The organism is Bifidobacterium choladohabitans (genome assembly GCF_016102005.1).
GTDB lineage: Bacteria > Actinomycetota > Actinomycetes > Actinomycetales > Bifidobacteriaceae > Bombiscardovia > Bombiscardovia choladohabitans.
This window is the reverse complement of the sequence record NZ_JACFPL010000001.1, coordinates 540,233-566,617: the sequence shown is the minus strand read 5'-3', so window position 1 is coordinate 566,617 and position 26,385 is coordinate 540,233. Positions and strand designations below refer to the sequence as shown.

The following is a 26,385-nucleotide window of genomic DNA, read 5'->3' as shown; positions in this document are numbered from 1 at the left end:
AGCCGCGGTCGGCGTTTTAAGCGGTCGCAGCCCACATATTCGTTGGTTCCGACCAGTAGACGGGGGTCGGGGCCGAACCACAATCCAAGAACCGGCAACGGTGGAGGAAAGGAAAATAAATGGACATCATCACACTTGCTGAGGTCTCCGGCAATCTGAGCATCCTGGGATACGGCATTGCAGCTCTCGGCCCCGCGCTGGGTCTGGGCATCGCCGTCGGCAAGACCGTCGAGAGCATGGCTCGCCAGCCTGAGATCAGCGGACAGCTGCGCACCACCATGTTCATCGGCCTGGCTCTGATCGAGGTGCTGGCCCTGCTGGGCTTCGTGGCGCTCTTCATCGCCTGAGCCGTGTGATTCTTGCATGATCCGGCTTCGATAAAGGAAAGGAGGAGCCAATGTACGCTCTAGCGGTAGGCAAAGGGATCAAGCTGTTTATTCCTCCGATCTACGACATCTTCTGGTCGCTGGTCATCCTGGTCATCCTGGCCGTCTTCTTCTACAAGTTCTTCATGCCTAAGTTCCAGGCCATCTTCGATGAGCGCTCGTCCAAGATCGAGGGCAACATCCAGAAGGCCGCCAAGGCTCGTGAAGAGGCGGATCAGGCCCGTAAGCAGTATCAGGATCAGCTGGGCAAGGCTCGTGTTGAGGCTTCCCAGATCCGTGATGACGCCCGCGCCGAGGCCTCCAGGATCGTGGCGGATGCCAGGACCCGGGCCGAGACCGAGGCCAACCAGATCACCGAGAACGCCCAGCGATCCCTCAAGACCCAGCAGCAGCAGGCGCTGGTCTCGCTCAAGGGCGAGGTGGGCACGCTGGCTACGGCTCTTGCCGGCAAAATCCTGGGCTCGCAGCTTCAGGATGATGCCGTGCAGTCCTCCATGATCGACTCGATCATCGCGGACCAGGGCTCGGACAAGCGGCAGGCAGGATGACTGATTGGCGGACGATGGGAACGTTGATTCCGCGAAAGGGGAGGTGACATGCGAGGAGAGACTTCGCTGAGCTCCGACAAGGAGACCAGGGCCAAGTATGCCCCTTTGCTCAAGAGCAAGGGGAAGGATGCCCTCCGTGTGGCCATGGAGCTCTATACCTTCGTGACCCTGCTCGATGCCAACAGGCCCCTGGAGCGTGCGCTGACCGACCCCTCCCGTCCTGCTGAGGACAAGTGGCGGGTGATCGACACCATCCTGGGTGATAAGGCCGATCCGCTGACCGTGGATATCCTCCATGATCTGACCGATCATCAGTGGAGCCGTGTGGTGCACATCGCCAACGCGGCCGAGGACATGTCAGTGGATGCCACCGCCTATTACGCCGATGCTCTGGGCATCACCAACCAGGTGGCCGGCGAGTTGGCTGAGATCCATTCGGCCCTGCTCGGGATGCCTCTGGTACTCTTCCGGCTCTCGGACGTGTACAGTGATTCCAAAGCCCGGGCCGACCTGCTCAGGGCGCTCCTTGACGGGCAGCATATGCATCCGGTCACCGAGCAGATGGCCCTGAACGCCACCATCGACCTGCGCGGACGGCGCTTCCCAGACACTATCGTTTGGTTGGTGGATCGCTTCTCCGAGCACATGGACCAGGTCATGGTCACCGTCACCACGGCGGTCTCCATGAAGGACGAACAGGTCAGCCGTCTGCAGGAGGTCTACGGGCACAAGCTGGGCAAGCCGGTCCACATCAACTCGGTGGTCGATCCTTCGGTCATAGGTGGCATGAAGGTCCAGTACGGCTCGGTCTCCACCGACGGCACGGTGGCCACCCAGCTGAAGCACCTGAAGCGGCGGATGGCCGTGGCAGGATGAGCAGGGGACCAACAGACTTGAACAAGAACAGAAATAAGGAGTGATCATGGCAGAAATGACCATTGATCCCGCCGTGGTGCGCAAGGCGCTCGACCAGTTCGTCGAGTCCTACAAGCCGACGGACACCCCCACCCAGGAGGTGGGCTACGTCCGTACGGCTGGTGACGGCATTGCGCATGTGGAGGGACTGCCTGGTTGCATGGCCAACGAGCTGCTGACCTTCGAGGACGGCACGCTGGGTCTGGCTTTCAACCTGGACGCCCGAGAGATCGGCGTGGTCATCCTGGGCGACTTCGCAGGTGTCGAAGAGGGCCAGGAAGTCCACAGGACCGGTGAGGTGCTTTCGGTGCCCGTCGGCGACGGCTATCTGGGGCGTACGGTCAACCCCCTGGGCGAGCCCATCGACGGCCTGGGCGAAATCAAGAGCGAGGGCCGCAGAATCCTGGAGGCTCAGGCCCCCGACGTCATGCACCGGCATCCCGTCGATGAGCCCCTGGCCACCGGCATCAAGGCCATCGACGCCATGACACCCATCGGCCGCGGTCAGCGCCAGCTGATCATCGGCGACCGGCAGACCGGCAAGACGGCCATCGCCATCGATACCATCATCAACCAGAAGCGCAACTGGGAGTCCGGAGACCCCAAGAAGCAGGTGCGGTGCATCTACGTGGCCATCGGTCAGAAGGGCACCACCATCGCCTCGGTCCGTTCCTCCCTGGAAGAGGCCGGCGCCATGGAGTACACCACTATCGTGGCCTCCCCGGCTTCCGACTCCGCAGGCTTCAAGTACATCGCCCCCTACACCGGTTCGGCCATCGGCCAGCACTGGATGTATGGCGGCAAGCACGTCCTGATCGTCTTCGACGACCTGAGCAAGCAGGCCGAGGCCTACCGGTCCATCTCCCTGCTGCTGCGTCGTCCGCCGGGGCGTGAGGCTTACCCTGGCGACGTCTTCTACCTGCATTCGCGTCTGCTGGAGCGCTGCGCGAAGCTCTCCGATGACCTGGGCGGCGGATCCATGACCGGTCTGCCCATCATCGAGACCAAGGCCAACGACGTTTCGGCCTACATTCCGACCAACGTGATCTCCATCACCGACGGCCAGATCTTCCTGCAGTCTGATTTGTTCAATTCCAACCAGCGTCCCGCCGTGGACGTGGGCATTTCAGTCTCCCGTGTGGGCGGCGCCGCACAGACCAAGGCCCTGAAGAAGGTCTCCTCGACCCTGAAGATCTCCCTGGCCCAGTACCGCTCCCTGCAGTCCTTCGCCATGTTCGCCTCGGATCTGGATGCGGCCTCCAAGGCCCAGCTGACCCGCGGCGCCAGGCTGACCGAGCTGCTCAAGCAGCCCCAGTTCACGCCTTACTCCATGGAGAAGCAGGTCGTCTCGGTCTGGGTGGGCACCCATGGCAAGCTGGATGATCTGGACCTGGAGGACGTGCTGCCCTTCGAGTCAGGGCTCCTGGACTACCTGGACCACAACACCGACATCCTCAAGACCATCCGCGACACTGAGGACTTCACCGACGACACCGAGAAGGCCCTGGATAAGGCCGTGGACGAGTTCGCCAAGACCTTCGTGACCCACAAGGGCCAGACCCTGGATGGCCACAAGGCCGATCAGGACCAGGAGCAGCCTGTCGCCGTCCAGCAGGAGAAGCTGGTGGCCGACGGCAAGAGCGGCAGCAAGGCCGGGAAGCGGTAGACCATGGCCTCACAACTCGCATTCAAGTCAAGGATCGCCTCCACTTCGGCATTGGAGAAGATCTTCAATGCCCAGGAGATGATAGCCTCCTCGCATATCGCCAAGGCCAGGACCGTGGCCCTGGAAGCGAAGCCTTACTCCGATGCGATCTTCGATGCAGTCCAGGCCCTGGTGGCCCATACGGACGACATCCGCCATCCCATTGTCAGGAAGGACGAGAAGAACCCGCGCGTGGCTGTGCTGGCGCTTACAGCCGACCGCGGCATGGCAGGGGCCTATACCTCCTCGGTCATCCGCGAGACGGAGTCCCTGCTGGCCCGACTGGACCAGCAGGGCCGACAGCCCCAGCTCTTCGTCTACGGTCGTCGCGGTGTCTCTTACTACCGCTACCGCAACCGCAGCATCGTCAAGACCTGGGAGGGCGACAGCGATCGGCCCGGCGTGGATGTGGCCAGGGAGATCTCCCAGGCACTGCTGGAAACCTATATGACTCCAGCGGCCAAGGGGGGCGTCTCCGAGCTCTACATCGTCTACACCGAATTCATCAACATGGTGGTGCAGAAGGTCCGGGTGTTGCGTATGCTGCCTCTGGAGCTGATCAGGCCGGACCAGGAGCAGCCTGAGGAGGCCATCGATGCTCCCGTGCCGGACGACGAACATGGGCGCCAGGGTGACCGCTATGCGGCCCTCTACGACTTTGAGCCCAACTCCCAGGAGGTGCTGGATGCCGTCCTGCCCAAGTACATTCAGTCGCGCATCCATGAATGCCTGCTCACTTCGGCCGCCTCGGAGACAGCCAGCAGGCAGAACGCCATGCACACCGCCACTGATAACGCCAAGGGGCTGATCGACGACCTGACCCGCAGGCTCAATGCCAGCCGCCAGGCGGCCATCACGCAGGAACTTACCGAGATCGTCGGCAGCGCCGATGCGCTCAACAAAGAGGAAGAGTAGGAACGCCAATGGTTGCACAGCAAGAACAGCCGACCACAGCGAGCCGCAAGCCGGATTCGGCCTCCAAGGGGCGCGTCACCCGAGTCCAGGGTTCGGTCATCGATGTGGAGTTCCCGGCAGGTCACCTGCCGGACATCTACAATGCCCTGACCGTGAATCTGAGCCAGTCCTCGAACACCGAGGGCGAGTCGCTGACCACCATCATGCTGGAGGTGGAGCAGCACCTGGGCGATTCCACGGTCCGCACCGTGGCCCTGAAGCCCACCGACGGCCTGGTCCGCGGCGCCACAGTCACCGATACGGGCGGGCCCATCATGGTGCCCGTGGGCGACGTGACCAAGGGACATGTCTTCGACGTGGCCGGCAACATCCTCAACAAGAAGGAGGGTGAGCAGATCAAGGTCACCGAGCGGTGGCCCATCCATCGCAACCCGCCTGCATTCGATCAGCTGGAGTCCAAGACCCAGATGTTCGAAACCGGCATCAAGGTCATCGACCTGCTGACCCCCTACGTGGAGGGTGGCAAGATCGGCCTGTTCGGCGGCGCAGGTGTGGGCAAGACCGTGCTCATCCAGGAGATGATCCAGCGTGTGGCGCAGAACCACGGCGGTGTCTCCGTCTTCGCAGGCGTGGGCGAGCGTACACGTGAGGGCAACGACCTGATCGGCGAGATGGACGAGGCCGGCGTGCTGGAGAAGACCGCACTGGTCTTCGGCCAGATGGACGAGCCCCCGGGGACCCGTCTGCGTGTGCCCCTGACCGCCCTGACCATGTCGGAGTACTTCCGTGACGTGGAGAACCAGGATGTGTTGCTCTTCATCGACAACATCTTCCGATTCACCCAGGCCGGCTCCGAGGTCTCCACCCTGCTGGGCCGTATGCCCTCGGCCGTGGGATACCAGCCCAACCTGGCCGACGAGATGGGTGCCCTGCAGGAGAGAATCACCTCAACCCGTGGCCATTCGATCACCTCCCTGCAGGCCATCTATGTGCCGGCCGATGATTACACCGACCCGGCCCCTGCGACTACCTTCGCCCACTTGGACGCAACCACCGAGCTCAGCCGTGACATCGCCTCCCAGGGCATCTACCCGGCTGTGGATCCGCTGGCATCCACCTCCAGGATTCTGGACCCGCGCTACGTGGGGCAGGCCCACTACGACTGCGCCAACCGGGTCAAGGCCATTCTGCAGAGGAACAAGGAGCTCCAGGACATCATCGCTCTGATCGGCATCGACGAGCTGGGCGAAGAGGACAAGACCACCGTCAACCGCGCCCGCAAGATCGAGCAGTTCCTTGGCCAGAACTTCTACGTGGCTGAAAAGTTCACCGGTCGCAAGGGCTCCTATGTGCCTGCGGACGAGACCATCGAGGCCTTCACCCGCATCTGCGACGGCGCCTATGACGACGTGCCCGAGCAGGCCTTCTCCGGCATCGGCGGCATCGACGACCTGGAGCACAAGTGGCACGATATGCAGAAGGAATACCGGTAGTCATGGCGGACACGGGCAAGGCCTCCATGCAGGTCAACATCGTCTCGGCGGACAGGCCCATCTGGTCGGGTCAGGCGCGGTCGGTCACCGTGCCTGGCACTCAGGGGTCCATGGGCATCATGCCCGACCACGAGCCGGTGCTGGCACTGCTGCAGGAGGGCAACATCCGGGTTCAGGCCACCGATGGCGGTCGTCAGTCCTTCCATGTGGACAGCGGATTCGCCTCCTTCGACAGCAACAAGCTGACTGTGGCCGTGGACCACTACCTGGAGGATGCCGATCAGGGGCAGCAGTCCTGACTCCCTTTCCTCTTCCGCCCGGCTGGTGCACTCGCATCGGCCGGGCCTTTTCTTTCTCGGCCGGAACAGCGACTGATATATTGGCACCTGTGCGAATCATTGTTGCCGACTGCTCCGCCGAATACTCCGGGCGTCTCAATGCCAGCCTGCCGACGGCCAGGCGCGTTCTGCTGATCAAGGCCGACATGAGCTGTCTGATCTTTTCGGAACTGGGCTCCTACAAGCCCCTGAACTGGATGTGCGCCCCCTGCACCATCAGGGAGATCGAACCCGAGGAGACGAGCAGGGACGACGCAGATGCCAAGGCTGATCCCGCGGCCGGGACCGGGCCGGACGAGGTGGTCGAAGCCGCCGCGCCCGATGCACTGATCGCCCAGGAGCAGGATCAGGACCAGTCTCGGCCCGTCCGTAAGGTTCTGCGTGTCTCGGCCGTCAAATCCAGCGATGTGCTCACCATCAGGCTCTACCAGGTCTATGCCGACGACAGTTACGACCTGGGGGTGGATCCGGGATTGGTCAAGGACGGTGTGGAAGCGCATCTGCAGCGCTATCTGGCCGAACAGATCGACCGGATCGGCCCGGGGGCCACCCTGGTGCGCAGGGAGTATCCCACGCCCATCGGTCCGGTGGACATCATGGCCGTGGACGGCCAGGGACGGCATGTGGCCATCGAGATCAAGCGGCATGGGGGTATCGACGGAGTGGAACAGCTGACCCGCTATTGCCGCCTGCTCAACCGCGACCCCCTGCTGGCTCCTGTCCGCGGGATCTTCGCGGCCCAGACCATCACCCCCCAGGCCAGGGTCCTTGCCGAGGACAGGGGATTCGAGTGCCTGATTCTGGACTACGAGGCCATGAAGGGCGCCGACAGCGACGAACTGACCCTCTTCTGAGGCAGTGTTCAGTCTTGCATGGACTTGCACAGGCAATATGTCGGGCAGCTCACATAGATTCTCGGTTGGTTCGAAAAGACCCGAAAAGCTACTAGATATTGGGGTTTATGGCCTGACACGCCACTACAGGTGGTATTGTGCTCACGCCTGGGAGTGTGTAGAGTGCAATCAACAGGTTCCAAGCAGAGGGCTATGGAGCTTGGAAGACACGGCTACATTTACGGGAGAGGCGATTATGTCCATCACGGTCTACACCAAGGCGCACTGTCCCCAGTGTGACGCCACCAAGCGTCAGTTGACCAAGCAGGGGCTGGAGTTCGAGCAGGTGGATTTGACCGAGAATCAGACCTTGATCGACCAGTTCATCGCCCAGGGATTCAAGCAGACCCCCATCGTAGTCACTGACCAGGAGACGTGGAGCGGGTATCGCCCCGATCTGATCAGGAAGGTAGCGCAGAGCGCCAAGGTCTTTGCCTGATCAAAGTACTCGGAGCCCGGTTCACGAATATGTGGACCGGGCTTTTTTCATGGCTTGGTGAGCAGTGGGGCTAATCAAAAACGTGGAATCTACTGCCAGTTTTCGGCAGCCACGATCTGAAGGCGTCGGTCAGCCTTTGCCGACTGAAGCCATCCCATCAGTACTGCCCAGTTGCTGTATGAATTGTCTGGCAACGCGGGCGGTCTCGGCATGATTGCGGATTGTCGTTCAGGTTGCTGTGAGCGCGGATGATAACGCGGTATCCGGTATTCGTATATCCAAAAGCAGAGGAAAGCGGCCCGCCTTCCCTAGGATTGTCGACTATATGCCGCGGTCGACGGGAAGCGGGCGGGAAGCGGTGAAGAGAAGACGATGAACAAGATGCGAGCAAGTAGGGAGGTGAGGGCATGAATTGGACCTTTATGGCGCAGAATCTGCATTTCTTCGTCAATGCGGCCTATGTAACGGTCTTCATCTCCTTCTTCGGCGTGGTGCTTTCCATGCTGATCGGGCTGGTCTGCGCCGGGCTGGAGGTCTTCAGGATTCCCCTGCTCACGCAAGTGGCCAGGGTATACATCGAGCTGTCAAGAAACACCCCGCTCCTGGTTCAGCTCTACTTCCTCTATTTCGGGTTGCCCAAGCTTGGGGTCAACTGGAGCGCCCAGACCTGTGCCATCGTCGGGCTGGCCTTCCTGGGCGGCTCCTACATGGCCGAGGCCATGCGTGGCGGACTGGAAGCGGTGCCTCGGGTTCAGATCGAGTCCGCCCGCGTCCTGGGATTCACGCGAGCCCAGACCCTGTCCAGAATTGTGCTGCCCCAGGCCCTGAGCAGCGCCATACCGGGCGTGGTGGCCAACATCATCTTCCTGATCAAGGAGTCCTCGGTGGTCTCGGCCATCGCTCTGGCCGACGTCATGTATGTCACCAAGGATCTGATGGGCACCTCCTACGACACCTATGAGTCCCTGACCCTGCTCATCGTCACCTATCTGGTAATTCTGCTGCCCATCTCCGTCATTGGAACCGTTCTCGAGCGGAGGTTCGACTATGCAAGGCGTTGAGGTGCTCTTCCAGCCGGGGGTCATCCCCAGGCTCTTCCAGGGGCTCTGGGTGACCGTCTGGATAGCCGGCGTCTCGGTCCTGCTCTCCCTGCCCCTGGGGTTGGTGGTCGGATGGCTGATGACCCTGCGCAACAGCCTGGTTCGCTTCCTGATGAGGATCTACCTGGACTTCATCCGCATCATGCCCCAGCTGGCCCTGCTCTTCATCGCCTTCTACGGGCTGTCCAGGGCTTGGAACCTGAATCTGGACGCCACCGGCGCCTGCCTGCTGGTCTTTGTGCTCTGGGGCGGGGCCGAGCTGGGCGACCTGGTCCGCGGGGCCCTGGAGTCCATTCCCCGCACCCAGGTGGAGTCGGCCTATGTGCTTGGGCTGGGGTCCTGGCAGACCTTCTCCAGGATCATCCTTCCGCAGGCCCTGCGCCGACTGCTGCCGGCCAGTGTCAACCTGGCCACCAGGATCGTCAAGACCACATCCCTGGCTGCTCTGCTGGGCGTCATCGAGGTCATCAAGGTGGGTCAGCAGATCATCGATGCCAACCGTTTCGCCTATCCCCAGGCGACCCTGTGGATCTATGGGGTGATTTTCTTCATGTATTTCTTCATCTGCTGGCCCCTGTCCCTGGTGGCCCGGCATCTGGAAAAGAGGTGGGCCCATGACTGAGGGGCAAACGACGGCGAACCAGCCACAGGACGAACAGGCGGAGCGGGCGGTGCTGACCGTCGAGCATCTGGTCAAGCAGTATCCGCAGGCGCAGAGCCCTGTGCTCAATGACATCTCCTTCCAGGTGCCCAAGGGCAAGGTCTTTGTGGTCCTGGGTCCCTCGGGCTCAGGCAAGTCCACCCTGCTGCGGACCATAGCCGGACTGGAACCCATACAGGGTGGCCGGATTCTTCTGGACGGTCAGGTGGTGGAGACCGGTCATCCCCTGGGCAAGCGCAGCGGAGGTCCTGGCGGCCTGATGTCGGGCAGCCGCAGCTCCGATCTACGCACCAGGATCGGCATGGTCTTCCAGAGCTACGACCTCTTTCCCAACAGGACGGTGCTGGACAACGTGACACTGGCACCTGTCCTGGTTCAGAAGCGCAAGCGGGACCAGGCGCGTCAGGAGGCTCTGGAGCTGCTGGACCGGGTGGGGCTGGCCGACCGCCGGGATGCTTGGCCCAGCCAGCTCTCGGGCGGCCAGCGGCAAAGGGTGGCCATCTGCCGGGCGCTCATCCTCCATCCCGAGATCATGCTCTTCGACGAGGTGACCGCGGCTCTGGATCCTGAAATGGTCCGCGAGGTTCTTCAGGTCATTCTGGAGCTGGCCGACCAGGGGTTGACCATGATGATCGTCACCCACGAGATGGCCTTCGCCAGGGGCATCGCCGACCATATCGTCCTTTTGGATGGAGGCACCCTGGTCGAACAGTCCGACGATCCGGAGGCCTTCTTCACCCACCCGACCACTGACCGGGCGCAACGCTTCCTGTCCACCTTCACCTATGAGCGCAGGCGGAATCAGGACCAGGATCAGGAGTCCCGATGAGGACTCCACATATTCGTCCGGCGGTCTTCGCCGGAACCGTCCCCAGGGGCGGCCATAGGAAAGAGAACAGGAAAAGAGGGATCATGACCGCAAGGGTAATGAACCGATTGATACGGGCGGCGCTGGCCACGGGGGCGACGATCGCGATGATGGCTTCCATGGCGGCCTGCGGCCCTTCGGCGGCCACCCCCAGTGACGCTGGAAGCGGTTCGGGGGGCAGCTCGGGCTCCTCGGCGGCATCCGGGTCTGCACGCACCCCGGAGCAGATCACCAAGTCCGGGAAGCTCAAGGTGGCGGTCTTCACCGACAAGGCCCCCTTCGGCTACGTGGACAAGGATGGCAAGAACCAAGGCTACGACGTGGTCCTGGCCGAGCGCCTGGCCAAGGACCTGGGTGTCAAGCCCGAATACACCTCGGTGGACCCGGCCGCCCGGGTGGACGTGCTGTCCAGTAACAAGGTGGACGTGGTCCTGGCCAACTTCACCGTCACTGATGATCGCGCTCGCAAGGTGGACTTCGCCAAGCCTTATATGAAGGTCTTCCTGGGCGTGGTTTCCCCGGATTCGGCGCCAATCAAGGATGTCAAGGAGCTGAACGGCAAGACTCTGATCATCGCCAAGGGGACCACGGCCGAGCCCTACTTCGAACAGCACTACCCGGAAGTCAAGCTGCAGAAGTACGACCAGTACGCCGATGCCTACAACGCCCTGCTGGACCACCGTGGTGACGCCATGAGCACCGACAACACCGAGGTGCTGGCCTGGGCCAAGGCCAACAAGGGCTTCTCGGTGGGCATCACCAAGCTCGGGGACGAGGCGGTCATCGCCCCGGCCGTGCGCAAGGGGAACAAGCCCTTGCTGGACTACATCAACAAGGAGCTGGTCAAGCTGGGCCAGGAGCAGTTCTTCCATGAGGACTACCGCAAGACCCTGGAGCCGGTCTACGGCAGCGCAGCCAACCCCGATGAGATCGTGGTCGAGGGTGGCAAGGACTGACCCGACCATCTGGTTTATGACAGGGGCCCGAACCCATCCGAATGCGACTGGATGGGTACGGGCCCCTGCTTGTCTGATCCGTCTGAGTTGGTGGATCGGCTGGTCAGTAGGCGGCCAGGATGTCGACCACGAAGATCAGGGTCGAATTGGCCGGGATGCTCTGCTGTTTCTGGCTGCCATAGCCCAGCTCGGGCGGGATGACCAGAAGAACCTGAGAGCCTACGGTCTGTCCAGCCAGACCCTGTTGCCAGCCCTTGACCACCTGGTCCAGGCTGAAGTCGCTGGCCTCACCCCTGTCCCAGGAGGAGTCGAACTGCTTGCCGTCGGAGGCCAGCCAGCCGGTGTAGTTGGCGCTGACGCTCTGATGCTCGCCGACCTTGGCCCCCTCGCCCTTGATCAGGGGCTGGACGACCAATCCTCCCTTTGGTTTGTATCCGTTGAGATCCAGGGAGGGCTTGCCCTTGTCGTCCAGGCTGATCTTGGGCAGGTCGCTGGGCAGGTCGGTCACCTTCTTACCCTGGGCGCGGGTCAGGTTCTTCGATCTGGAGACGAAGGTCAGGGCCATGATATAGGAGTCGGTCGCCTGGCTGCTGCCGGAGCCTGACTCATCGATGCCCACGGCCACGGTGGAGTTGACCTTGAGGCCTTTGAAGGTGTCATAGTAGGCCGGGATGGATTTCCTGCTGATGACGATGGAGCATTCCGGGCTGCTTTTGTCCCAGGTGGAGTTGATCACCTTGCCGGTCTTGGCATCCAGGGCCAGGCTCCTTGTACATACACGGTCCCCGTCGCGGATGACTTCGCCGTTGCCCTCCTGGATGACCTGATGGGTTTGGTTCTCGACCTTGAAGGGCGTCTTGAAGCTGATGTCGGGCTTGCTGCCAGGCTTGCCGCTGGCTGATACTCCCTGCATGGTGTCGCCCGAGTGCCCGCCCCCGTCGGATTCCCCGCCGCAGGCTGACAGTCCGAGGCATAGGGCCAGAGCGGTCATGGCGCCCAGCAGACGCTTGCTGCCTGATTTCCTTGCGATGATGGTCATGGAAGACCAGTTTAGGGCTTATGGGTGATTTCCCGGTGCTGGAAACCATCTCATAGGGTGCCGACGGTAGAATGTGGATGATATGGAGCAAGTACCCGAGGAAAAAGATGAGATGACGCGGCCCGGCAAGCCCTCGCGTCACAGCATGATCATGCGCGGCATCGTCACCCCCATCTTCGGACTGTTGGCTGTAACGGCCATAGTGCTGGGTATCTTCAACGCCACGGTCTGGAAGCCTTCGGCTCATGTGGATGCGCATGCGCGTACGAAGGCGGCCTATGTGGTGACCGATCCAGGTGTGCTTCCCCTGGTGGACAGCAAAGTGACCATGCGAGTGGATGCGGCATCAGCTGGAACTGCCGCGTCCGCAGATCAGGATTCACAGAAGCCTACCATCTGTATGGCCCTGACCACGGCCAAGGATGCAGCTGGCTGGACAGCCGGGCATGATGTGGCCCGGGTGCGCGGCCTGGGTGATTGGCAGACCCTGTCCGTCGGCAGGGACACCAGCCCTGGCAAGGCCGTCAAAAGTGATCAGGGCGTGGCCTTTCAGGATTCGGATATGTGGCAACAGGTCACCTGCTCCGACAGCAGCGTGTCAATGTCCCTGAAGACCGACGATCCGCAGGCCGTCCTGCTGGTGGCGGTTCCCCAAGGCGCTCATTCCTTGGGGCTGGAGATGCTTTGGCAGCGTGACAAACTGCCCAACTTCGCCATGCCCTTCTACTTTGCCGGCGGGCTTCTGGCCCTGCTGGCTGTTCTTTCGGCTACGGTCTTCGCCATGGATCCGGTCAAGCGCCGTAAGCAGACCGAGCCTGAACAGGAGGCTGAAGAGACTCCCGAAGTCAGCGTGGCCCAGGCTTTGGGCAACGCCATTCTGCCTGGTCTCGGGAATCGGCGTAGCCCGGCTTCCGGCCGACGCCTACGTCACGCCCGCGGCCAGGCGCGGCAGGGGGATCCAGGACCCCCGCCCAGGCCGCCTGTGGTGATTGATCCACGCAATCGGAACCTGGTCGCTGACCAACAAGAGGGTGACGACCGGAGAGCCGATGATATGTCGTCCACCAGGGTCATCAGCAGCAAGGAGATGGCCTCCTACCTAGCCAGGCTTGCCCACGAGGGGGAGGAGGGGCGCCAATGAGTATGAACAAATCGATGAACAAGGTGGCGGTTGCAGCTGCGCTGGCCTTGTCCTTGGCTCTTTTGCCAGGTCTGTCCGCCTGTGAGGGGCAGGTTCCCCAGGCCCGCCGGACAGAGCCTCAAAGCACTGCAACCACTGCTCCCGCGCCCAACCTGACCCCTGCCCAGGAAGCTCGTATCCGCAAGAGCATCGGGGCTGTTCTGGACCAGGCCAACGAGGCCAAGGACCCTGCCGGGCTGGACCAGCGGGTCAGCGGTCCCCAGCTGGAGATCCGCACCAGCGAACTGACCATAGCCCGGGCCACCGGGCAGCTGGATCCCAAGACGACCATCCCTACCACCATCGCCCAGACGGTCATCCCCGGCGATCCAGGCTGGCCTCGCTCGGTCTTCTCGATTACCACTACCACGCAGGATCAGCAGTCCAAGCGCCTCCTGGTTCTGGACCAGGAGTCCGCCCATGAGAACTACAAGCTTTGGGGCGTGGCCCGACTCTTCCAAGGAGCCCAGTTGCCCAAGTTCCCGGTGGCCACCATCGGCGCCAGGATGGGGCAGGGCGACGACCAGGGGCTCAAGGCTACGCCGGTGGAGGCCGTGCGCCGCTATGCCGACCTCCTGCAGAACCCCCAGGGCAGCAAGTATGCCAAGGAGTTCGCCCAGGACGACTTCCGCAACTCCCTGGGCACGCTGACTCAGGTGGTCCAGCAGGGGATCGAAGCCAACAAGGGCAGTCAGTCCCAGACCTTCACCCCGGCGCAGGGGCAGCTGCGCGTCATGCACTCCTCCGATGGGGGCGACCTGGTCGTGGCCCGAATCGATTCGGTCTGGACCAGGCAGGCGGGGGAGGGCCGTGAATCCTCGCCGGCCTCGGATGCCGAGACGGCCCTCTTTGGGCAGGGCAAGCCCACCAGCACCATGAAGGTCACCTATGTCAATGTAATCGCTCTTTACGTGCCTTCGGCGGACTCGCATGAGCCCATCAGGGCCGTGGGCGCCGAGCGTGAGCCCATCAAGGTGGAAGCGGTCTGAGGGGCGGGATTGCGCTGGGTGAACGCCCGGGCCTTGGACTAGATTGGCTTTCAGGAGTTTGCAATCGAGGGCGGGCCGAAGCTGCAGTCGGCGACCGCGGGGTTAAGGAGGACTGACATGGCGAACAAGAACGGGCAGGGGCAGCCGGGCGTCTCGTTGGCAGGAGCGGTCGACCTGGGCGCGCTCAAGCACCAGGTCGATGCCGAGCCAGGCCAACAGGGAGGGGCGCCCGCGGCCGGCGGCTACGTGATCGATACCACCGAGGCCAGTTTCCAGGCCATGGTCCAGACCTCGACCACCTTCCCCATTCTGATCCTGCTCTGGGTGCCCACCGACGACCGTCTCTTCCCCCTGGCCACCCGTCTGGCCCAGGCCGTCAACGCCCAGGAGGGGCGCATTCAGCTCTCCCGCATCGACATCGCTTCCAATCCGCAGATCGCCCAGACCTTCCAGGTGCAGGGCGCCCCGGCCCTCTTTGCCCTGCTGGCCGGCAGGCCCATGCCCATCCTGCAGGGGCTGCCCACAGACGAGGAGATGAACCAGATCACCGATCAGCTCATTCCCCAGGTGGTTCAGATGGCACAGAAGGCCGGCATCACCGGCAGTGCCCCCTACCAGGAGACCAACGACCAAGGGCAGGATGAGCAGGCCGGCCAGTCAGCGGCTGATGCCATCCCCCCTGCCCATCAAGAGGCCCACCGGCTGGCCCAGGAGGGCGACTATGCAGCTGCAGCCGAGGCCTATGGCAAGCTGGTCCAGGCCGACTCGACCGACGATCTGGCCAAGCGTGAACAGGCCAAGTGCCTGCTGATGGCCAGGTCGGCCAAGGCTGATGTCCGCAAGGTCCGTCAGGCTGCTGCCGATGCCCCTGACGACCTGCAGGCCCAGCTGGATGTGGCCGATGTGGACATGATCGGTGGCCAGATTCAGGATGCCTTTGATCGCCTGCTGGACTTTCTGGCCGGGCACCGGGATCAGACAGATCCCATCCGTCGCCGTCTGCTGGAGTACTTCGTCATTCCCGAACCGACCGATCCCCGGCTGGCCAAGGCCCGTCGCCGTCTGTCCACGCTGATGTACTGAACCGCTCTTGGGTCAGGATTCGCGGTTCCCGTCGAAGTTGGTCAGGAAGCGCGGTCCGCTGGCCTTCAGCTCCCGGTCGAAGCCGGTCGCCCAGTCACCGAAGGGACGGTCGGCCAGCCCGTCGTTGGAGAACCGCGGATCGTCGGTGATTTCCGTGGTGCAGAAGTCGGGGATGGTCAGGTCGGTCACCGGACCGGTCCGTTCCACCTCGGCCACCACCAGGGGGGTGTTGCCGTCCCCGAAGACATCCAGGTTCCACCAGTCCTCGTCCAGCCAGACTCCATATCGGTTCTTGACGATGGGAACGCCGCCGCGCAGAACCAGCTCCAGGGCGATTCCCGGGTCTATGGCCCGTTCGGCCTCGTAGCGGGTGCCGCCGACAGAGGGGCCCTTGGCCGTCATTGAGGCGGCCTCGAAGTGGTCGCCTTCCTCAAGCAAGGTGTGGAGGGCATCGGTCCGGGCAGTCATGGGCACCACCGGGTCCACCTGTCCCTGAAGGCGAACACGCAGGGCGAAGTTGTCCTCATGTACGTAGTAGCTCTGCACAATAAGGGTCGGCCGACTCTCCCCGAGCAGCTCCCGGGGGAGGTCCCGGCAGAAGAATCTGCGCTCGAACTCGAAATCGTCCTCGTCCTCATTCATGGCCATGTCTCCCATGGTACGGTAGGCCTGTCGCGTCCACCATTTGCCGTCCACAGCCCATCAGACTTGTCCAGGTATGTGAAGGCCGCTTGTGATGGCCGGGTGAAGGAACTACAGTGGAGACTATCCCGAGAGAAGATCATCCGGGAATGTTGGCGGCTTCGCGCCACCGCATGAGGATGCAATGGCGCAACCGGGGCGGTGGCACGAAGCCTTGCCATCACGATACCTACGAAACGCCCGGAATTTTGCGGCAACACGCCGAGAGTGGCTGGAGCCGGACCGACACGTCAGGACGCGCATGGGTGCGAAAATGTGCAAAGTGTCCTAGTATGGTCTCTGTTGTCCACTGGAAAGTGGCTGTCGGGTTCGTAGCTCAGCGGATAGAGCGTCTGTCTCCGGAACAGAAGGTCGAGGGTTCGAATCCCTTCGAGCCCACCAAGATGAAATCCCTAGGGCCAGGAAGAGCGCAGGGTTTTCGCTATGTGACTCCGGTCTGTCATCGTGCCCGGGATTATGATTACGGCACTGACTGGATGAAGTAAGCGCACCCCCCCCCCCTCCCATGCGTCACGATATGTGTGGTGAATCACTAAGCTTTTGAGGAACATGGCCCTTGGCCCGCTCGTGTCTTCGTTCTCAGGTGCCATAGTGAAAGGGTAAGACCGAACGTCGGGGAGGACCGACGCTTCCGCGTTGTGGCGGAGCCTCCTTTCCCCGGTGAAGCAAAGGAGTTCACATGGCCAATCGAATCAATGCAGGGGATGCTGTCCTTCACGTCCTGGAGCAGTGGGGGGTGCCGCGCATCTATGGCCTGCCCGGCGGTTCCTTCGACTCCATGATGAACGCCATCCACAACGAGCGCGAGCGCATCGACTTCATCCAGGTCCGTCATGAGGAGGCCGGAGCCCTGGCTGCCGCCGGCGAGGCCAAGCTGACTGGCCGGATTGGTGTCTGCTTCGGCTCGTCGGGCCCAGGGGCTGTCCACCTGCTCAACGGCCTCTATGATGCCCGCGAGGACGGCGTGCCGGTGCTGGCCCTGGTGGGCGAGGTGCCCCAGGCCTTTATGAACATGGACTTCTTCCAGGCCATGGACGAGGTGCCTATCTTTACCGATGTGGCCGTATTCGCCCGGGCCGCCACCAACGCCCAGGGGCTGCCGACCCTGGTGGACGAGGCCATCCGCCGCGCCTATGCCAGCAACGGGGTCTCCGTGGTCATCATTCCCAAGGATCTGGCCTGGGCCGAGATCGACGACCGCCCGGTGGCTTCTGCGCCTAACTTCCGTAAGCCTGAGCCTCTGAAGCCCGCGGCCGACCAGGTCAGCAAGGCGGTGGAGATCATTCAGTCCGCCAAGGCGCCGTTGCTCTACTTCGGCCAGGGCGCTGCCGGGGCCCGCGATGAGCTGGTCGCCATGTCCGAGCGTTTCAAGATGCCCATGGTCTCCACCTTCCCGGCCAAGGGGATTGTGGAGGACACCTATCCTGCCTACCTGCAGTCGGCCGGCCGTGTGGCCACCAAGACCGCCACGGAGGCCATCTACACCTCGGATCTGACGGTCTGGGTGGGTTCGGACAACCCCTTCGGGTCCATGTTCGTCACTCCCAACACCAAGGTCATCCAGATCGACCTGAACCCGGTCAAACTGGGCAAGCGCTTCCAGGCCAACGTGGTCCTGGCCATCCAGGCCGACGCCCGCGAGGCCCTCAAGGCAATAACCGCCGCCGGCCAGGACCAGGAGGAGTCAGTTTTCTATAGGGCCTGCCTGCGCAGCAAGGAGAACTGGGACCAGTGGCTGGCCTCCTTCAACGAAGACACCCGTACACCCCTGCGGCCCGAGCCCGTCTACCACGTCATCGATCAGCAGCTTGAGGACAATGACATCGTCATCCCCGACGTGGGCAATGTGGACATCGATTTCCTGCGTCTGCTGCATCTGAAGCCCACCAACCGCTGGACCGTCTCCGGCAAGCACGCCACCATGGGCTATGCCGTGCCGGCCGCCCTGGCTGCCAAGCTGGAGCATCCTGAATCGACCGTCTACTCCCTGAGCGGCGACGGCGGATTCGCCATGCTCGGCGAGGAGGTGCTGGCCCAGCTCAAGTATCATGCACCGGTCATCAACGTGGTCTTTTCCAACCGGTCCCTGGGCTACATCGAGGCCGAGCAGCGCGACGACAGCCATCAGCCTCTGAGCGGAGTGGATCTGCCCGACACCGACTGGGCCAAGGTCGGCGAGGGCATGGGCGCATTGGGCTTCACCGTGCGCACGGTGGCCGATGCCCGCCACGCCTTCTCCGAGGCCCGCAAGGCCGACAGGTCTTCGGTCATCGATGTCAAGCTGACGGGAGCCAGCCCTCTGGACACCCGCTACATGCGGTTCCCGGAGACCTGCTCGGATCCGGACCAGGTCGAGAAATTCGTCAAGACCTACGAGGCCGGCGATCTGCGCTCCCTGGCCTACTGGATGGGCCAGGAGGCTCGCAAGGGCTGAGACTGGTGCTGCTTCTACCGGGCGGGCGCTCCTATAGTGGACGGTGTCCGCCCGGGGCTTCGGCCCGGCATGGGTGCGGCGGACCTGAAGAAAGGACGGACTCATGGAAGATGGACCGGAAGAGATCGGCACGCCATATGCGCCCCAGGCCTTGGGGGCTTACAGCCAGGCTGTCAAGGCCGGGGGCTTTGTCTTTGTCTCCGGACAGCTGGGCATCGACCCGGGAACAGGCGAGCTGGTGGAGGGTACTGCGGCTGACCAGGCCACCCAGGCGCTGAAGAACGTCAAGAACATCCTGGATGCAGCCGGCACCGGCATGGAGAGGGTGGTCAAGGCCACCATCCTTATGCGGCGGGTGGAGGATTTCACCCAGGTGGACCAGGCCTACTCCCAGGTTTTCATCGGCTCGGTGCGGCCGGCCCGCGTGGCTTTCGGTGGCGCTGACATCCCCAAGGGGGCCCTGGTCGAGATCGAGGTGGTGGCTCTGGCCTGAGACGGGCCGGCTGCTGGTCCCCGCCATCGCTAGACTTGAGGGCATGAGTCCTGAAGCACTTGCCCGTATCATCTCTTCGACAGCCGTCAAGTTGGCCCAGTCAGGCCGCCTGGGAGGCCTGGAGCCCGACATGGTTCCTGACGCCGACCATCTGGCGGTCATGCGCCCCAAGGACCGCTCCCACGGGGACTGGTCCACCAACATAGCCATGCAGCTGGCCAAGAAGGCCGGCATGAGGCCTGTCGAACTGGGACAGGCCCTGGCTGAGGCCCTGCGAGAGGCCGACGGGATCGCCCAGGTGGACGTGGCAGGTCCCGGCTTCATCAACATAACCCTGGACTCGGCCTCGGCGGCCGCTGTGGTCGATGCGGTCCTGGAGGCGGGTTCCACCTATGGGAGCAATGACCACCTGAGCGGGCGAACGCTCAATCTGGAATTCGTCTCCGCCAACCCCACGGGTCCCATCCACATCGGCGGCACACGGTGGGCGGCTGTGGGCGACTCCATGGCCCGCGTCCTGGAGGCCAACGGCGCCAAGGTGGTCAGGGAGTATTACTTCAACGACCACGGCACGCAGATCGACCGCTTCTCGCGTTCTTTGGTGGCGGCGGCCCACGGCGAACCTGTGCCTGCTGACGGCTACAAGGGTTCCTACATTGATGAGATTGCCTCTCGGGTGGTCAAGGAAGCGGCCGACGAAGGGCAGGACATCCTGGCCATGCCCAGGGTGCGCGACCAGGACGGCGCCGAGGGTGACAGCCCCCAGCGTGAGGCCTTCCGCACCCGGGCCGTGCCCATGATGTTCGCCGAGATCCAGCAGTCCATGCGTGACTTCCGGGTCAACTTCGATGTCTGGTTCCATGAGAACAGCCTGTATGAGTCCGGTCAGGTGGACCGGGCCATCGACGAGCTGCGGGCCAAGGGCGACATCTTCGAGAAGGACGGGGCTACCTGGTTCCGCTCCACCACCTACGGCGACGACAAGGACCGGGTGATCATCAAGTCCGACGGTAACGCAGCATACGTGGCGGCAGACATCGCCTACTACCTGAACAAGCGGCGCAGGGCCAAGGATCCCTGCGACGAGGCCATTTACATGCTGGGTGCCGACCATCATGGCTACATCGGCCGGATGATGGCCATCTGCGCGGCCTTCGGAGACACCCCCGGCGTGAACATGCAGATCCTGATCGGCCAGATGGTCAACGTCATCAAGGACGGCCAGGCCGTGCGCATGAGCAAGCGGGCAGGCAACGTGGTCACCATCGACGACCTGGTGGATGCCGTGGGTGTGGATGCCGCCCGGTATTCCCTGGCCCGTACCGACTACAACCAGAGCGTGGACATCGACCTGGATCTGCTGGCCTCGCATACCAATGACAACCCCGTCTACTACGTGCAGTACGCACACGCCCGCTCCAAAAACGTGGATCGTAACGCAGCCCAGGCGGGTATCGACCGGTCCGGGGCCGACCTGTCCCTGCTGGACACTGCCGCCGACAACGATGTTCTGGGCGTCCTGGCCCTCTATCCCAATGTGGTTCAGACCGCCGGCGACCAGAAGGCCCCTCACCGGGTGGCCCACTACCTGGAGCAGCTGGCTGGGGTCTATCACCGCTGGTACAACCTGGAGCGCGTGGTGCCCATGGAGCCCACTGGCCGGGCGGATTTGGACCAGGACGAGGACAGGAATCCACAGCCGGCCCGTGCGGCGGCGCGTCTACGGCTCAATGACGCTGTGCAGCAGGTCATCGCCAACGGTCTGGGTCTGTTGGGCGTCCAGGCCCCGGACCGTATGTAAGCCTGAAGGTCACCGGGAGGTCGTCGATGGAAACAGGGATGTGCGGGCTGGGGCCCGACGGGTTCTGGCCAGAGTCTTTGCAGCGGGACCACCAGGGCATGCTGACCATGCACGGGTGCTCCATGGAGGACCTGGCCAAGCGTTACGGCACCCCCATGTATCTGATGGATACCGCGATGATGGCGGAACGGGCCTCGGCCTTCCGTCAGGCGGCCCTGCGGGATCTGGGTGGTGCGACCACCAGGGTCAGCTACGCCGGCAAGGCCTTCCTCAGCAAGGAGACCCTGCGGATCATGCTGCGCCAGGGGCTGGATATCGACACCTGCTCCCTGGGCGAGATGCTGATTGCCCAGGCCGCCGGCGCCCCTGGCCGCCGCCTGGTCCTGCACGGCAACAACAAGTCCGACCAGGAGATCGACCTGGCTGTGAAGGAGGGCTACAGGGCCATCGTCATCGATGCGCCTGACGAGCCTGCCCGAATCGCTGCTGCCGCAAGGGCGCAGGGACGTCGCGCCAAGGTCATGCTCCGGGTGACCGTGGGGGTGCACGCAGGCGGCCACGAGTACATCTCCACTGCCCACGAGGATCAGAAGTTCGGCATCCCCCTGCTGCCCCAGGGCACCGATGTGGGCCTGCTGGACCTTGGGCCTGGGCCTGGTTTCTCCCAACAGGCTGGGGCAGCGACTTCGGTGGCCACCAAGAACAACGGTTCCTCGACTCCTGTCGATTCCGTGCTCTCACCCTCCTCTTCGGCCCTGTATTCGGCTGCCAACGGGCCCGCTGAACCGGCCGATCCCGCACGGATCAAAGCCATGTCCGCCCTGGCCAACGGACCGGCCATCGCCCTGCTCAAGGAGATTCGCTCCCACGAGAAGGAACTGGAGCTGGTGGGCATCCATACCCATATCGGCTCCCAGATCCATGACTCTTCGGCCTTCATCGAGGCCGCCCGGCGCATGATGCTGCTGCGGCACACCTTCTGGGCCACCGACGGTTACCTGATGCCCGAAGTGGATCTGGGCGGCGGTTTCTCCGTGCCCTATACCCCGGATGAGGACCGGATGGACCTGGACCAGACCCTGACCAGTCTGGGGGCTGACATGGTCGCCATCAACCGTCGCCTGGGCATGCCCATGCCGGTCATTGCCTTCGAGCCCGGCCGCTGGATCGTGGCTCCCTGCGGCATGAGCCTGTACCGGGTGGGCACCGTCAAGCCCGTCCCCCTGTCTGACGGAAGCGTGCGCACCTACGTTTCGGTCGACGGCGGCATGAGCGACAACATCCGTCCGGCCCTCTACGGGGCCGAATACACCGCCGTCCTGGCCAACCGACGTGACAGCGGGGACCGGATCCAGGCCCGTGTGGTGGGCAAGCACTGTGAATCGGGGGACATCCTGGTGCAGGATGTGGCTCTGCCTGCGGACATCCGCCGGGGTGACCTGCTCCTGGTGCCGGTGACCGGCGCCTACGGGCGGACCATGGCCAGCAACTACAACCAGGCTCTGATCCCTCCTGTGGTGGGCCTGGACCAGTCCGGTGCCCATCTGATGCTGCGGCGGCAGACCATGGATGACCTGCTGGCCTTGGACCAGGGATGAGTCCCGTTCCGGATGGAAACGGCCGCCGGGGTGGATACGGGTGTCGGATTGGCTTTCTAAGATGGAGCAACACACGGTGACCGGCCCCGTTGGGGCGGATGGAGGATCCATATGCCCACGAATACGCAGCAGCAGGAGGCCGTCAGGCCTATCCGCATAGCACTTCTAGGGGCAGGGACCGTGGGTTCCCAGACCGCTCGCCTCCTGGTGGAACAGAGCCAGGATCTGGCCAGCCGAGTGGGTCGTCCCCTGCAGCTGGTGGGCATCGCCGTCCTCCACCCCGACAAGGTCAAGGCTGATTGGATCGATCCGTCCCTGCTGACCACAGACTCAGCCGGTCTGGTCACCCGGGCGGACATCGTCATCGAACTGATCGGCGGCATCGAGCCGGCCCGCACCCTGCTGCTCAAGGCCATTGAGTCCGGAGCCAGCGTGGTCACCGCCAACAAGGCCCTGCTGGCCCAGCACGGTCCCGAGCTCTACCGGGCTGCCGAAGAGCGGGGCGTCGATATCTACTTCGAGGCGGCCGTGGGCGGGGCCATCCCCATCGTACGGCCCCTGCGCGAATCCCTGGTGGGTGACGGCATCACCAGCCTGGTGGGCATTGTCAACGGAACCACCAACTACATTCTGGATGAGATGACCACCAAGGGTCTTCAATTCGACCAGGCCCTGCGCGACGCCCAGGCCAAGGGTTTCGCCGAGGCGGACCCCACTGCCGATGTGGACGGGCTGGATGCAGCCGCCAAGGCCGCCATCATGGCCACGCTGGCCTTCCATACCGATGTGCGCCTGGATGATGTCCCCGTGGAGGGCATCCGCGCCATCACCGCTGACGATATTGCGGCAGCACAGACCGAACACCGGGTCATCAAGCTTCTGGCCGTGGCCGAACGTGGCGAACAGGGCATCTCCGCCCGGGTCTACCCGGCGCTGATTCCCGACAGCCACCCTCTGGCCTCGGTCCATGGCAGCTTCAATGCCGTTTTTGTCACCGCCAGGGCCGCCGACGACCTCATGTTCTACGGCCGGGGTGCCGGGGGAGCGCCCACAGCATCAGCCGTTGTGGGGGACGTGGTCACCGAGGCCCGCCACATCGTCCAGCATGGCATGGGTCCGGGGATCCCCATGTACGCCAACATCCCCATGGCTCCGCTGGATGCATCCCGGGCCGCCTTTGCCGTCCGTTTCCTCATTCACGACAAGCCTGGCGTGCTGGCGGCCATCGCCCAGGTCTTTTCCGAGGCGGGCATCTCCATCAACGGAGTCAACCAGGACATCAAGCCCACCCTGCATGACCCGGGCTACAGCGGCGAGATCCAGCAGCTGCGCGTGGTCACCCACCTGTGCGACGAGGTGACCCTGCGGCGGGTGGTCGAGCGGATTTCCACCTTCGATTCGGTCACCGGGCAGGCATCCATCCTGCGTGTCTTCGATCGGCAGGCCCAATGATGACCGCTGCTGCAGAGGGTCCATCCACTGTGCGGGTGCGTGTGCCGGCCACCAGCGCCAACCTGGGATCAGGTTTTGACGCGGTCGGCCTTGCGCTGGACTACCATGACGAGATCGTCTTCACCTGTTCCGTGGACCCGGGCGACACCACCGCCTATGTCGTTATCAAGGGTGAGGGCGAGCGGACCCTGCCCCGAGACGAGACACATCTGGTCGTCTCCGCCTTCCGGCGGGCCTGCCAGGTCTTCGGGCTGCCAAGGTTCGGCTTCATCATGCGCGCCGTCAACCGCATCCCCCAGGCCAGGGGGTTGGGATCCAGCGCCGAGGCCATCGTGGCCGGGATCGCGGCGGCTGCGGCCTTCGCCCACGCCGGTCCCCTGCGTCGTGATGCCGTCTTCGCACTGGCCGCCCAGATCGAGGGGCATCCCGACAACGTGGCGCCTGCCGTCTACGGGGGTCTGACCGTCTCCTACGATCTGGCCACCGGCGAGGGTGTGGGTTCCCTGCCCATAGCCGGGGGTGCGCCCTTGGAGGGCGGCTACCACACCCTGCGCTACAAGGTGGACCCGGCCATCAAAGCCACCATCTTCGTCCCTGGCGCCCATCTGTCCACGCAGAAGGCCCGGCAGGCCCTGCCCAACCGGGTGCCTTACGCGGATGCCGTCCACAATCTGTCGCGGGTGGCCCTGATCCCCGGCGCTCTGAACCCCGGGTCCCTGGATGACCTGACGACAGAGGCAGCCGAGCAGCCTGCCAGGACCAACGCCCTGCTCTTCGTAGCCACCCAGGACCGGCTCCATCAGCCATACCGGGCCGGGCTCATGCCCTCCTCAACCAAGCTCCTGCAGCTCCTTCGCCGTCAGGGCTATGCGGCGGCAGTCTCCGGAGCCGGGCCCTGCATTATCGTCCTGCACTACGGGGATGCTGAAAACGAGCTGCGGATCCTTGCCAAGGACTATCTGGATTCCGGCCGCTGGCGGATCCTGTCCTTGGACGTGGATGGCAAGGGGGTCCAGGTGGAACGGGACCAGGAAGGCAATCGTGAACACTGAAGACAGGCATATTCCGCTCATCCTGGCATCATCCTCCCCCTCAAGGCGTCGGCTTCTGGTCCAGGCGGGCATCGACCCCATCATCCGACCCTCAAAGGTGGATGAGCCGGCCGTCCTGGCGGAACGGGCCCGTGAACTGGGCTGTCACCTGGACGACCTGGATGTGCGCGAACGGGTCAGCGTCCTGGCTGAGGCCAAGGCTTCGGCTGTCCAAACGACCATGGATGCCGTCAAGGATGCCGAAAGGCGCTCGCGGGGCGACCTGGTCACTTTTAGGCCTCTGAGCCAGGACGATTCGGATGTATCCTCCAGGGATCCCATGAGCCAGGTCATCGGGACCTGGGGCGGGATGCTCGGAGCCGGGCGTGGGCCCCTCCTGCTGGGGTGCGACTCGCTGTTCAGTGTGGACGGCGCCGTCATGGGCAAGCCCCATAAGCCGGAGCGTGCTCTGGAGCGGCTGATGGCCATGCGCGGCCGAACAGGCACCCTGGTCACCGGCCACTGTCTGATTGATCTGGCCACCGGCCGACGGGTCCGGGCGGTCAGCAGCGCCCAAGTGACCTTCGGAGACTATGACCGGGCCTCCATGCAGGCCTATGTGGCCACCGGCGAACCCCTGGAGGTGGCCGGCTCCTTCACCCTGGAGGGATTGGGCAGCGCTTTCATCCAGGGCATCAAGGGCGATCCCAGCGGAGTGATGGGATTGAGCATGCCCACCCTGCGCGCCCTGGCCCAGGAGCTGGGCGTCTCCTGGCCTGACCTGTGGGCCCAGCGGGTCCTACCAGAGCGGCGGCAGCCGGGCGGATCGACGCATGGCTCTGAAGGGCTGGTCGCCCCTGCGGAGAACGTCCACCAGCCTGGCGACGGGTGGGTGGAGTGTGCCTGTGGCAGGCGGCACTGGGGGCTCAACGGGGCTGCCGGCGTCTTGCTGGCCAGGCGTGATGCCCGCACGGGCGCACCCGTCAGCGTGCTTCTGCAGCACCGGGCCCGCTGGAGCGCCGAGGGCGGCACCTGGGGCGTGCCGGGCGGCGCCATCTCCGACGGGGAGAATCCCCTGGAGGGCGGCCTACGCGAGAGCTATGAGGAGGCCAACATCCGCCCGGAGGACATTCAGGTGGTGGGTTCCTACCTGGAGGACCACGGTCCCTGGGGTTACACGACCATCCTGGCCTTCGAGCGTCCCGGCCACCAGGTCGATCCCCGCATGAATGACGACGAGAGCATTGCCCTGGAATGGGTGGACCTGGACAAGGTCGTGGACCTGCCCCTGCTCAAGGCCTTCGGACAGGATTGGCCGCACTTCCGGCAACGCTTGGAGGCCCTGGCGGCCGAAGGCTGAGCAGGA

At 63.7% G+C, this 26,385-nt stretch carries 25 protein-coding genes and 1 tRNA gene; 24 read left to right on the top strand and 2 right to left on the bottom strand.

Features of this window, described 5'->3' with window-relative positions:
- Nucleotides 1-119: 119 nt before the first annotated feature.
- The 13 genes from atpE (at nt 120) to H3S97_RS02385 (ending at nt 11,217) form a co-directional block, all read left to right on the top strand.
- Complete coding sequence (gene atpE, locus H3S97_RS02445) at nt 120-347, top strand: ATP synthase F0 subunit C (protein ID WP_015022486.1); 228 nt, start codon at nt 120-122, stop codon at nt 345-347.
- Nucleotides 348-397: 50 nt separating this feature from the next.
- Nucleotides 398-934, top strand: a complete 537-nt coding sequence (locus H3S97_RS02440; protein WP_045935802.1) for a F0F1 ATP synthase subunit B — start codon at nt 398-400, stop codon at nt 932-934.
- A 48-nt stretch (nt 935-982) separates the two neighbouring features.
- The gene (locus H3S97_RS02435) at nt 983-1,810 is read left to right on the top strand and encodes a F0F1 ATP synthase subunit delta (RefSeq protein ID WP_198219505.1); all 828 of its coding nucleotides are present in this window, start codon (nt 983-985) and stop codon (nt 1,808-1,810) included.
- Between the two features lie 46 nt (nt 1,811-1,856).
- A complete protein-coding gene (gene atpA / locus H3S97_RS02430) occupies nt 1,857-3,515 on the top strand; it encodes a F0F1 ATP synthase subunit alpha (RefSeq protein WP_198178321.1) in 1,659 nt (552 codons plus the stop codon).
- 3 nt (nt 3,516-3,518) lie between these two features.
- Complete coding sequence (locus tag H3S97_RS02425) at nt 3,519-4,469, top strand: F0F1 ATP synthase subunit gamma (RefSeq protein WP_045935799.1); 951 nt, start codon at nt 3,519-3,521, stop codon at nt 4,467-4,469.
- A gap of 8 nt (nt 4,470-4,477) precedes the next feature.
- A complete protein-coding gene (gene atpD, locus H3S97_RS02420) occupies nt 4,478-5,962 on the top strand; it encodes a F0F1 ATP synthase subunit beta (protein ID WP_198187914.1) in 1,485 nt (494 codons plus the stop codon).
- A gap of 2 nt (nt 5,963-5,964) precedes the next feature.
- Nucleotides 5,965-6,261 (top strand): F0F1 ATP synthase subunit epsilon, encoded by a 297-nt coding sequence (locus H3S97_RS02415; RefSeq protein WP_015022480.1) that lies wholly within the window; start codon nt 5,965-5,967, stop codon nt 6,259-6,261.
- An 89-nt stretch (nt 6,262-6,350) separates the two neighbouring features.
- A complete protein-coding gene (gene nucS / locus H3S97_RS02410; protein WP_198219504.1) occupies nt 6,351-7,154 on the top strand; it encodes an endonuclease NucS in 804 nt (267 codons plus the stop codon).
- A gap of 235 nt (nt 7,155-7,389) precedes the next feature.
- Nucleotides 7,390-7,632: a glutaredoxin-like protein NrdH gene (gene nrdH / locus H3S97_RS02405; RefSeq protein ID WP_198183060.1), complete on the top strand. Its 243-nt coding sequence runs from the start codon at nt 7,390-7,392 to the stop codon at nt 7,630-7,632.
- A gap of 407 nt (nt 7,633-8,039) precedes the next feature.
- Nucleotides 8,040-8,693, top strand: a complete 654-nt coding sequence (locus H3S97_RS02400; RefSeq protein WP_198177242.1) for an amino acid ABC transporter permease — start codon at nt 8,040-8,042, stop codon at nt 8,691-8,693.
- A complete protein-coding gene (locus H3S97_RS02395; protein WP_198219503.1) occupies nt 8,680-9,354 on the top strand; it encodes an amino acid ABC transporter permease in 675 nt (224 codons plus the stop codon). Before H3S97_RS02400 ends, H3S97_RS02395 begins: the two co-directional genes overlap by 14 nt.
- The gene (locus tag H3S97_RS02390; RefSeq protein WP_232356213.1) at nt 9,347-10,222 is read left to right on the top strand and encodes an amino acid ABC transporter ATP-binding protein; all 876 of its coding nucleotides are present in this window, start codon (nt 9,347-9,349) and stop codon (nt 10,220-10,222) included. The genes H3S97_RS02395 and H3S97_RS02390 overlap by 8 nt, the downstream gene beginning before the upstream one ends.
- Nucleotides 10,223-10,305: 83 nt before the next feature.
- Nucleotides 10,306-11,217 carry a cysteine ABC transporter substrate-binding protein gene (locus H3S97_RS02385; protein WP_198219502.1) on the top strand — a complete coding sequence of 304 codons (912 nt, stop codon included), beginning with the start codon at nt 10,306-10,308 and terminating at the stop codon, nt 11,215-11,217.
- Nucleotides 11,218-11,320: 103 nt separating this feature from the next.
- Here H3S97_RS02385 and H3S97_RS02380 read toward each other — a convergent pair whose 3' ends face one another.
- Entirely contained in the window at nt 11,321-12,256 is a 936-nt protein-coding gene (locus H3S97_RS02380) for an FKBP-type peptidyl-prolyl cis-trans isomerase (protein WP_198219501.1), read from the bottom strand.
- 82 nt (nt 12,257-12,338) lie between these two features.
- On the opposite strand from H3S97_RS02380, the gene H3S97_RS02375 reads away from it, so the two are divergent.
- From H3S97_RS02375 to H3S97_RS02365, 3 genes are all read left to right on the top strand, one after another.
- Nucleotides 12,339-13,397 (top strand): hypothetical protein, encoded by a 1,059-nt coding sequence (locus H3S97_RS02375; RefSeq protein WP_198219500.1) that lies wholly within the window; start codon nt 12,339-12,341, stop codon nt 13,395-13,397.
- 2 nt (nt 13,398-13,399) lie between these two features.
- Nucleotides 13,400-14,425 carry a hypothetical protein gene (locus H3S97_RS02370; RefSeq protein WP_198219660.1) on the top strand — a complete coding sequence of 342 codons (1,026 nt, stop codon included), beginning with the start codon at nt 13,400-13,402 and terminating at the stop codon, nt 14,423-14,425.
- Between the two features lie 117 nt (nt 14,426-14,542).
- The gene (locus tag H3S97_RS02365; protein ID WP_198187934.1) at nt 14,543-15,508 is read left to right on the top strand and encodes a tetratricopeptide repeat protein; all 966 of its coding nucleotides are present in this window, start codon (nt 14,543-14,545) and stop codon (nt 15,506-15,508) included.
- 12 nt (nt 15,509-15,520) lie between these two features.
- Here the strand turns inward: H3S97_RS02365 and H3S97_RS02360 are convergent, their stop codons facing one another.
- A complete protein-coding gene (locus H3S97_RS02360) occupies nt 15,521-16,150 on the bottom strand; it encodes a CYTH domain-containing protein (RefSeq protein WP_198219659.1) in 630 nt (209 codons plus the stop codon).
- A 365-nt stretch (nt 16,151-16,515) separates the two neighbouring features.
- On the opposite strand from H3S97_RS02360, the gene H3S97_RS02355 reads away from it, so the two are divergent.
- The 8 genes from H3S97_RS02355 (at nt 16,516) to H3S97_RS02320 (ending at nt 26,379) form a co-directional block, all read left to right on the top strand.
- Nucleotides 16,516-16,591: transfer RNA gene (locus H3S97_RS02355), tRNA-Arg, on the top strand.
- A 298-nt stretch (nt 16,592-16,889) separates the two neighbouring features.
- Nucleotides 16,890-18,644, top strand: a complete 1,755-nt coding sequence (spxB, locus tag H3S97_RS02350; protein WP_198219499.1) for a pyruvate oxidase — start codon at nt 16,890-16,892, stop codon at nt 18,642-18,644.
- A gap of 103 nt (nt 18,645-18,747) precedes the next feature.
- Nucleotides 18,748-19,137 carry a Rid family detoxifying hydrolase gene (locus H3S97_RS02345; RefSeq protein WP_198219498.1) on the top strand — a complete coding sequence of 130 codons (390 nt, stop codon included), beginning with the start codon at nt 18,748-18,750 and terminating at the stop codon, nt 19,135-19,137.
- Nucleotides 19,138-19,180: 43 nt separating this feature from the next.
- Nucleotides 19,181-20,938, top strand: a complete 1,758-nt coding sequence (gene argS, locus H3S97_RS02340; protein WP_198219497.1) for an arginine--tRNA ligase — start codon at nt 19,181-19,183, stop codon at nt 20,936-20,938.
- 26 nt (nt 20,939-20,964) lie between these two features.
- Entirely contained in the window at nt 20,965-22,536 is a 1,572-nt protein-coding gene (locus tag H3S97_RS02335; protein ID WP_198219496.1) for a diaminopimelate decarboxylase family protein, read from the top strand.
- A 111-nt stretch (nt 22,537-22,647) separates the two neighbouring features.
- On the top strand, nt 22,648-23,988 hold the full coding sequence (locus H3S97_RS02330; RefSeq protein WP_045935783.1) for a homoserine dehydrogenase: 1,341 nt from the start codon (nt 22,648-22,650) through the stop codon (nt 23,986-23,988).
- On the top strand, nt 23,988-25,040 hold the full coding sequence (thrB, locus tag H3S97_RS02325; RefSeq protein WP_198219495.1) for a homoserine kinase: 1,053 nt from the start codon (nt 23,988-23,990) through the stop codon (nt 25,038-25,040). The genes H3S97_RS02330 and thrB overlap by 1 nt, the downstream gene beginning before the upstream one ends.
- A complete protein-coding gene (locus H3S97_RS02320; RefSeq protein ID WP_332468254.1) occupies nt 25,030-26,379 on the top strand; it encodes a Maf family nucleotide pyrophosphatase in 1,350 nt (449 codons plus the stop codon). Before thrB ends, H3S97_RS02320 begins: the two co-directional genes overlap by 11 nt.
- Nucleotides 26,380-26,385: the final 6 nt, after the last annotated feature.

What these genes read in the sequence shown, in the direction of transcription:
- atpE (WP_015022486.1), top strand. Translation starts at nt 120, where the DNA reads ATGGACATCATCACACTTGCTGAGGTCTCCGGCAATCTGAGCATCCTG.
- H3S97_RS02440 (WP_045935802.1), top strand. Translation starts at nt 398, where the DNA reads ATGTACGCTCTAGCGGTAGGCAAAGGGATCAAGCTGTTTATTCCTCCG.
- H3S97_RS02435 (WP_198219505.1), top strand. Translation starts at nt 983, where the DNA reads ATGCGAGGAGAGACTTCGCTGAGCTCCGACAAGGAGACCAGGGCCAAG.
- atpA (WP_198178321.1), top strand. Translation starts at nt 1,857, where the DNA reads ATGGCAGAAATGACCATTGATCCCGCCGTGGTGCGCAAGGCGCTCGAC.
- H3S97_RS02425 (WP_045935799.1), top strand. Translation starts at nt 3,519, where the DNA reads ATGGCCTCACAACTCGCATTCAAGTCAAGGATCGCCTCCACTTCGGCA.
- atpD (WP_198187914.1), top strand. Translation starts at nt 4,478, where the DNA reads ATGGTTGCACAGCAAGAACAGCCGACCACAGCGAGCCGCAAGCCGGAT.
- H3S97_RS02415 (WP_015022480.1), top strand. Translation starts at nt 5,965, where the DNA reads ATGGCGGACACGGGCAAGGCCTCCATGCAGGTCAACATCGTCTCGGCG.
- nrdH (WP_198183060.1), top strand. Translation starts at nt 7,390, where the DNA reads ATGTCCATCACGGTCTACACCAAGGCGCACTGTCCCCAGTGTGACGCC.
- H3S97_RS02400 (WP_198177242.1), top strand. Translation starts at nt 8,040, where the DNA reads ATGAATTGGACCTTTATGGCGCAGAATCTGCATTTCTTCGTCAATGCG.
- H3S97_RS02395 (WP_198219503.1), top strand. Translation starts at nt 8,680, where the DNA reads ATGCAAGGCGTTGAGGTGCTCTTCCAGCCGGGGGTCATCCCCAGGCTC.
- H3S97_RS02390 (WP_232356213.1), top strand. Translation starts at nt 9,347, where the DNA reads ATGACTGAGGGGCAAACGACGGCGAACCAGCCACAGGACGAACAGGCG.
- H3S97_RS02385 (WP_198219502.1), top strand. Translation starts at nt 10,306, where the DNA reads ATGACCGCAAGGGTAATGAACCGATTGATACGGGCGGCGCTGGCCACG.
- H3S97_RS02380 (WP_198219501.1), bottom strand. Translation starts at nt 12,256, where the DNA reads ATGACCATCATCGCAAGGAAATCAGGCAGCAAGCGTCTGCTGGGCGCC.
- H3S97_RS02375 (WP_198219500.1), top strand. Translation starts at nt 12,339, where the DNA reads ATGGAGCAAGTACCCGAGGAAAAAGATGAGATGACGCGGCCCGGCAAG.
- H3S97_RS02370 (WP_198219660.1), top strand. Translation starts at nt 13,400, where the DNA reads ATGAACAAATCGATGAACAAGGTGGCGGTTGCAGCTGCGCTGGCCTTG.
- H3S97_RS02365 (WP_198187934.1), top strand. Translation starts at nt 14,543, where the DNA reads ATGGCGAACAAGAACGGGCAGGGGCAGCCGGGCGTCTCGTTGGCAGGA.
- H3S97_RS02360 (WP_198219659.1), bottom strand. Translation starts at nt 16,150, where the DNA reads ATGAATGAGGACGAGGACGATTTCGAGTTCGAGCGCAGATTCTTCTGC.
- spxB (WP_198219499.1), top strand. Translation starts at nt 16,890, where the DNA reads ATGGCCAATCGAATCAATGCAGGGGATGCTGTCCTTCACGTCCTGGAG.
- H3S97_RS02345 (WP_198219498.1), top strand. Translation starts at nt 18,748, where the DNA reads ATGGAAGATGGACCGGAAGAGATCGGCACGCCATATGCGCCCCAGGCC.
- argS (WP_198219497.1), top strand. Translation starts at nt 19,181, where the DNA reads ATGAGTCCTGAAGCACTTGCCCGTATCATCTCTTCGACAGCCGTCAAG.
- H3S97_RS02335 (WP_198219496.1), top strand. Translation starts at nt 20,965, where the DNA reads ATGGAAACAGGGATGTGCGGGCTGGGGCCCGACGGGTTCTGGCCAGAG.
- H3S97_RS02330 (WP_045935783.1), top strand. Translation starts at nt 22,648, where the DNA reads ATGCCCACGAATACGCAGCAGCAGGAGGCCGTCAGGCCTATCCGCATA.
- thrB (WP_198219495.1), top strand. Translation starts at nt 23,988, where the DNA reads ATGACCGCTGCTGCAGAGGGTCCATCCACTGTGCGGGTGCGTGTGCCG.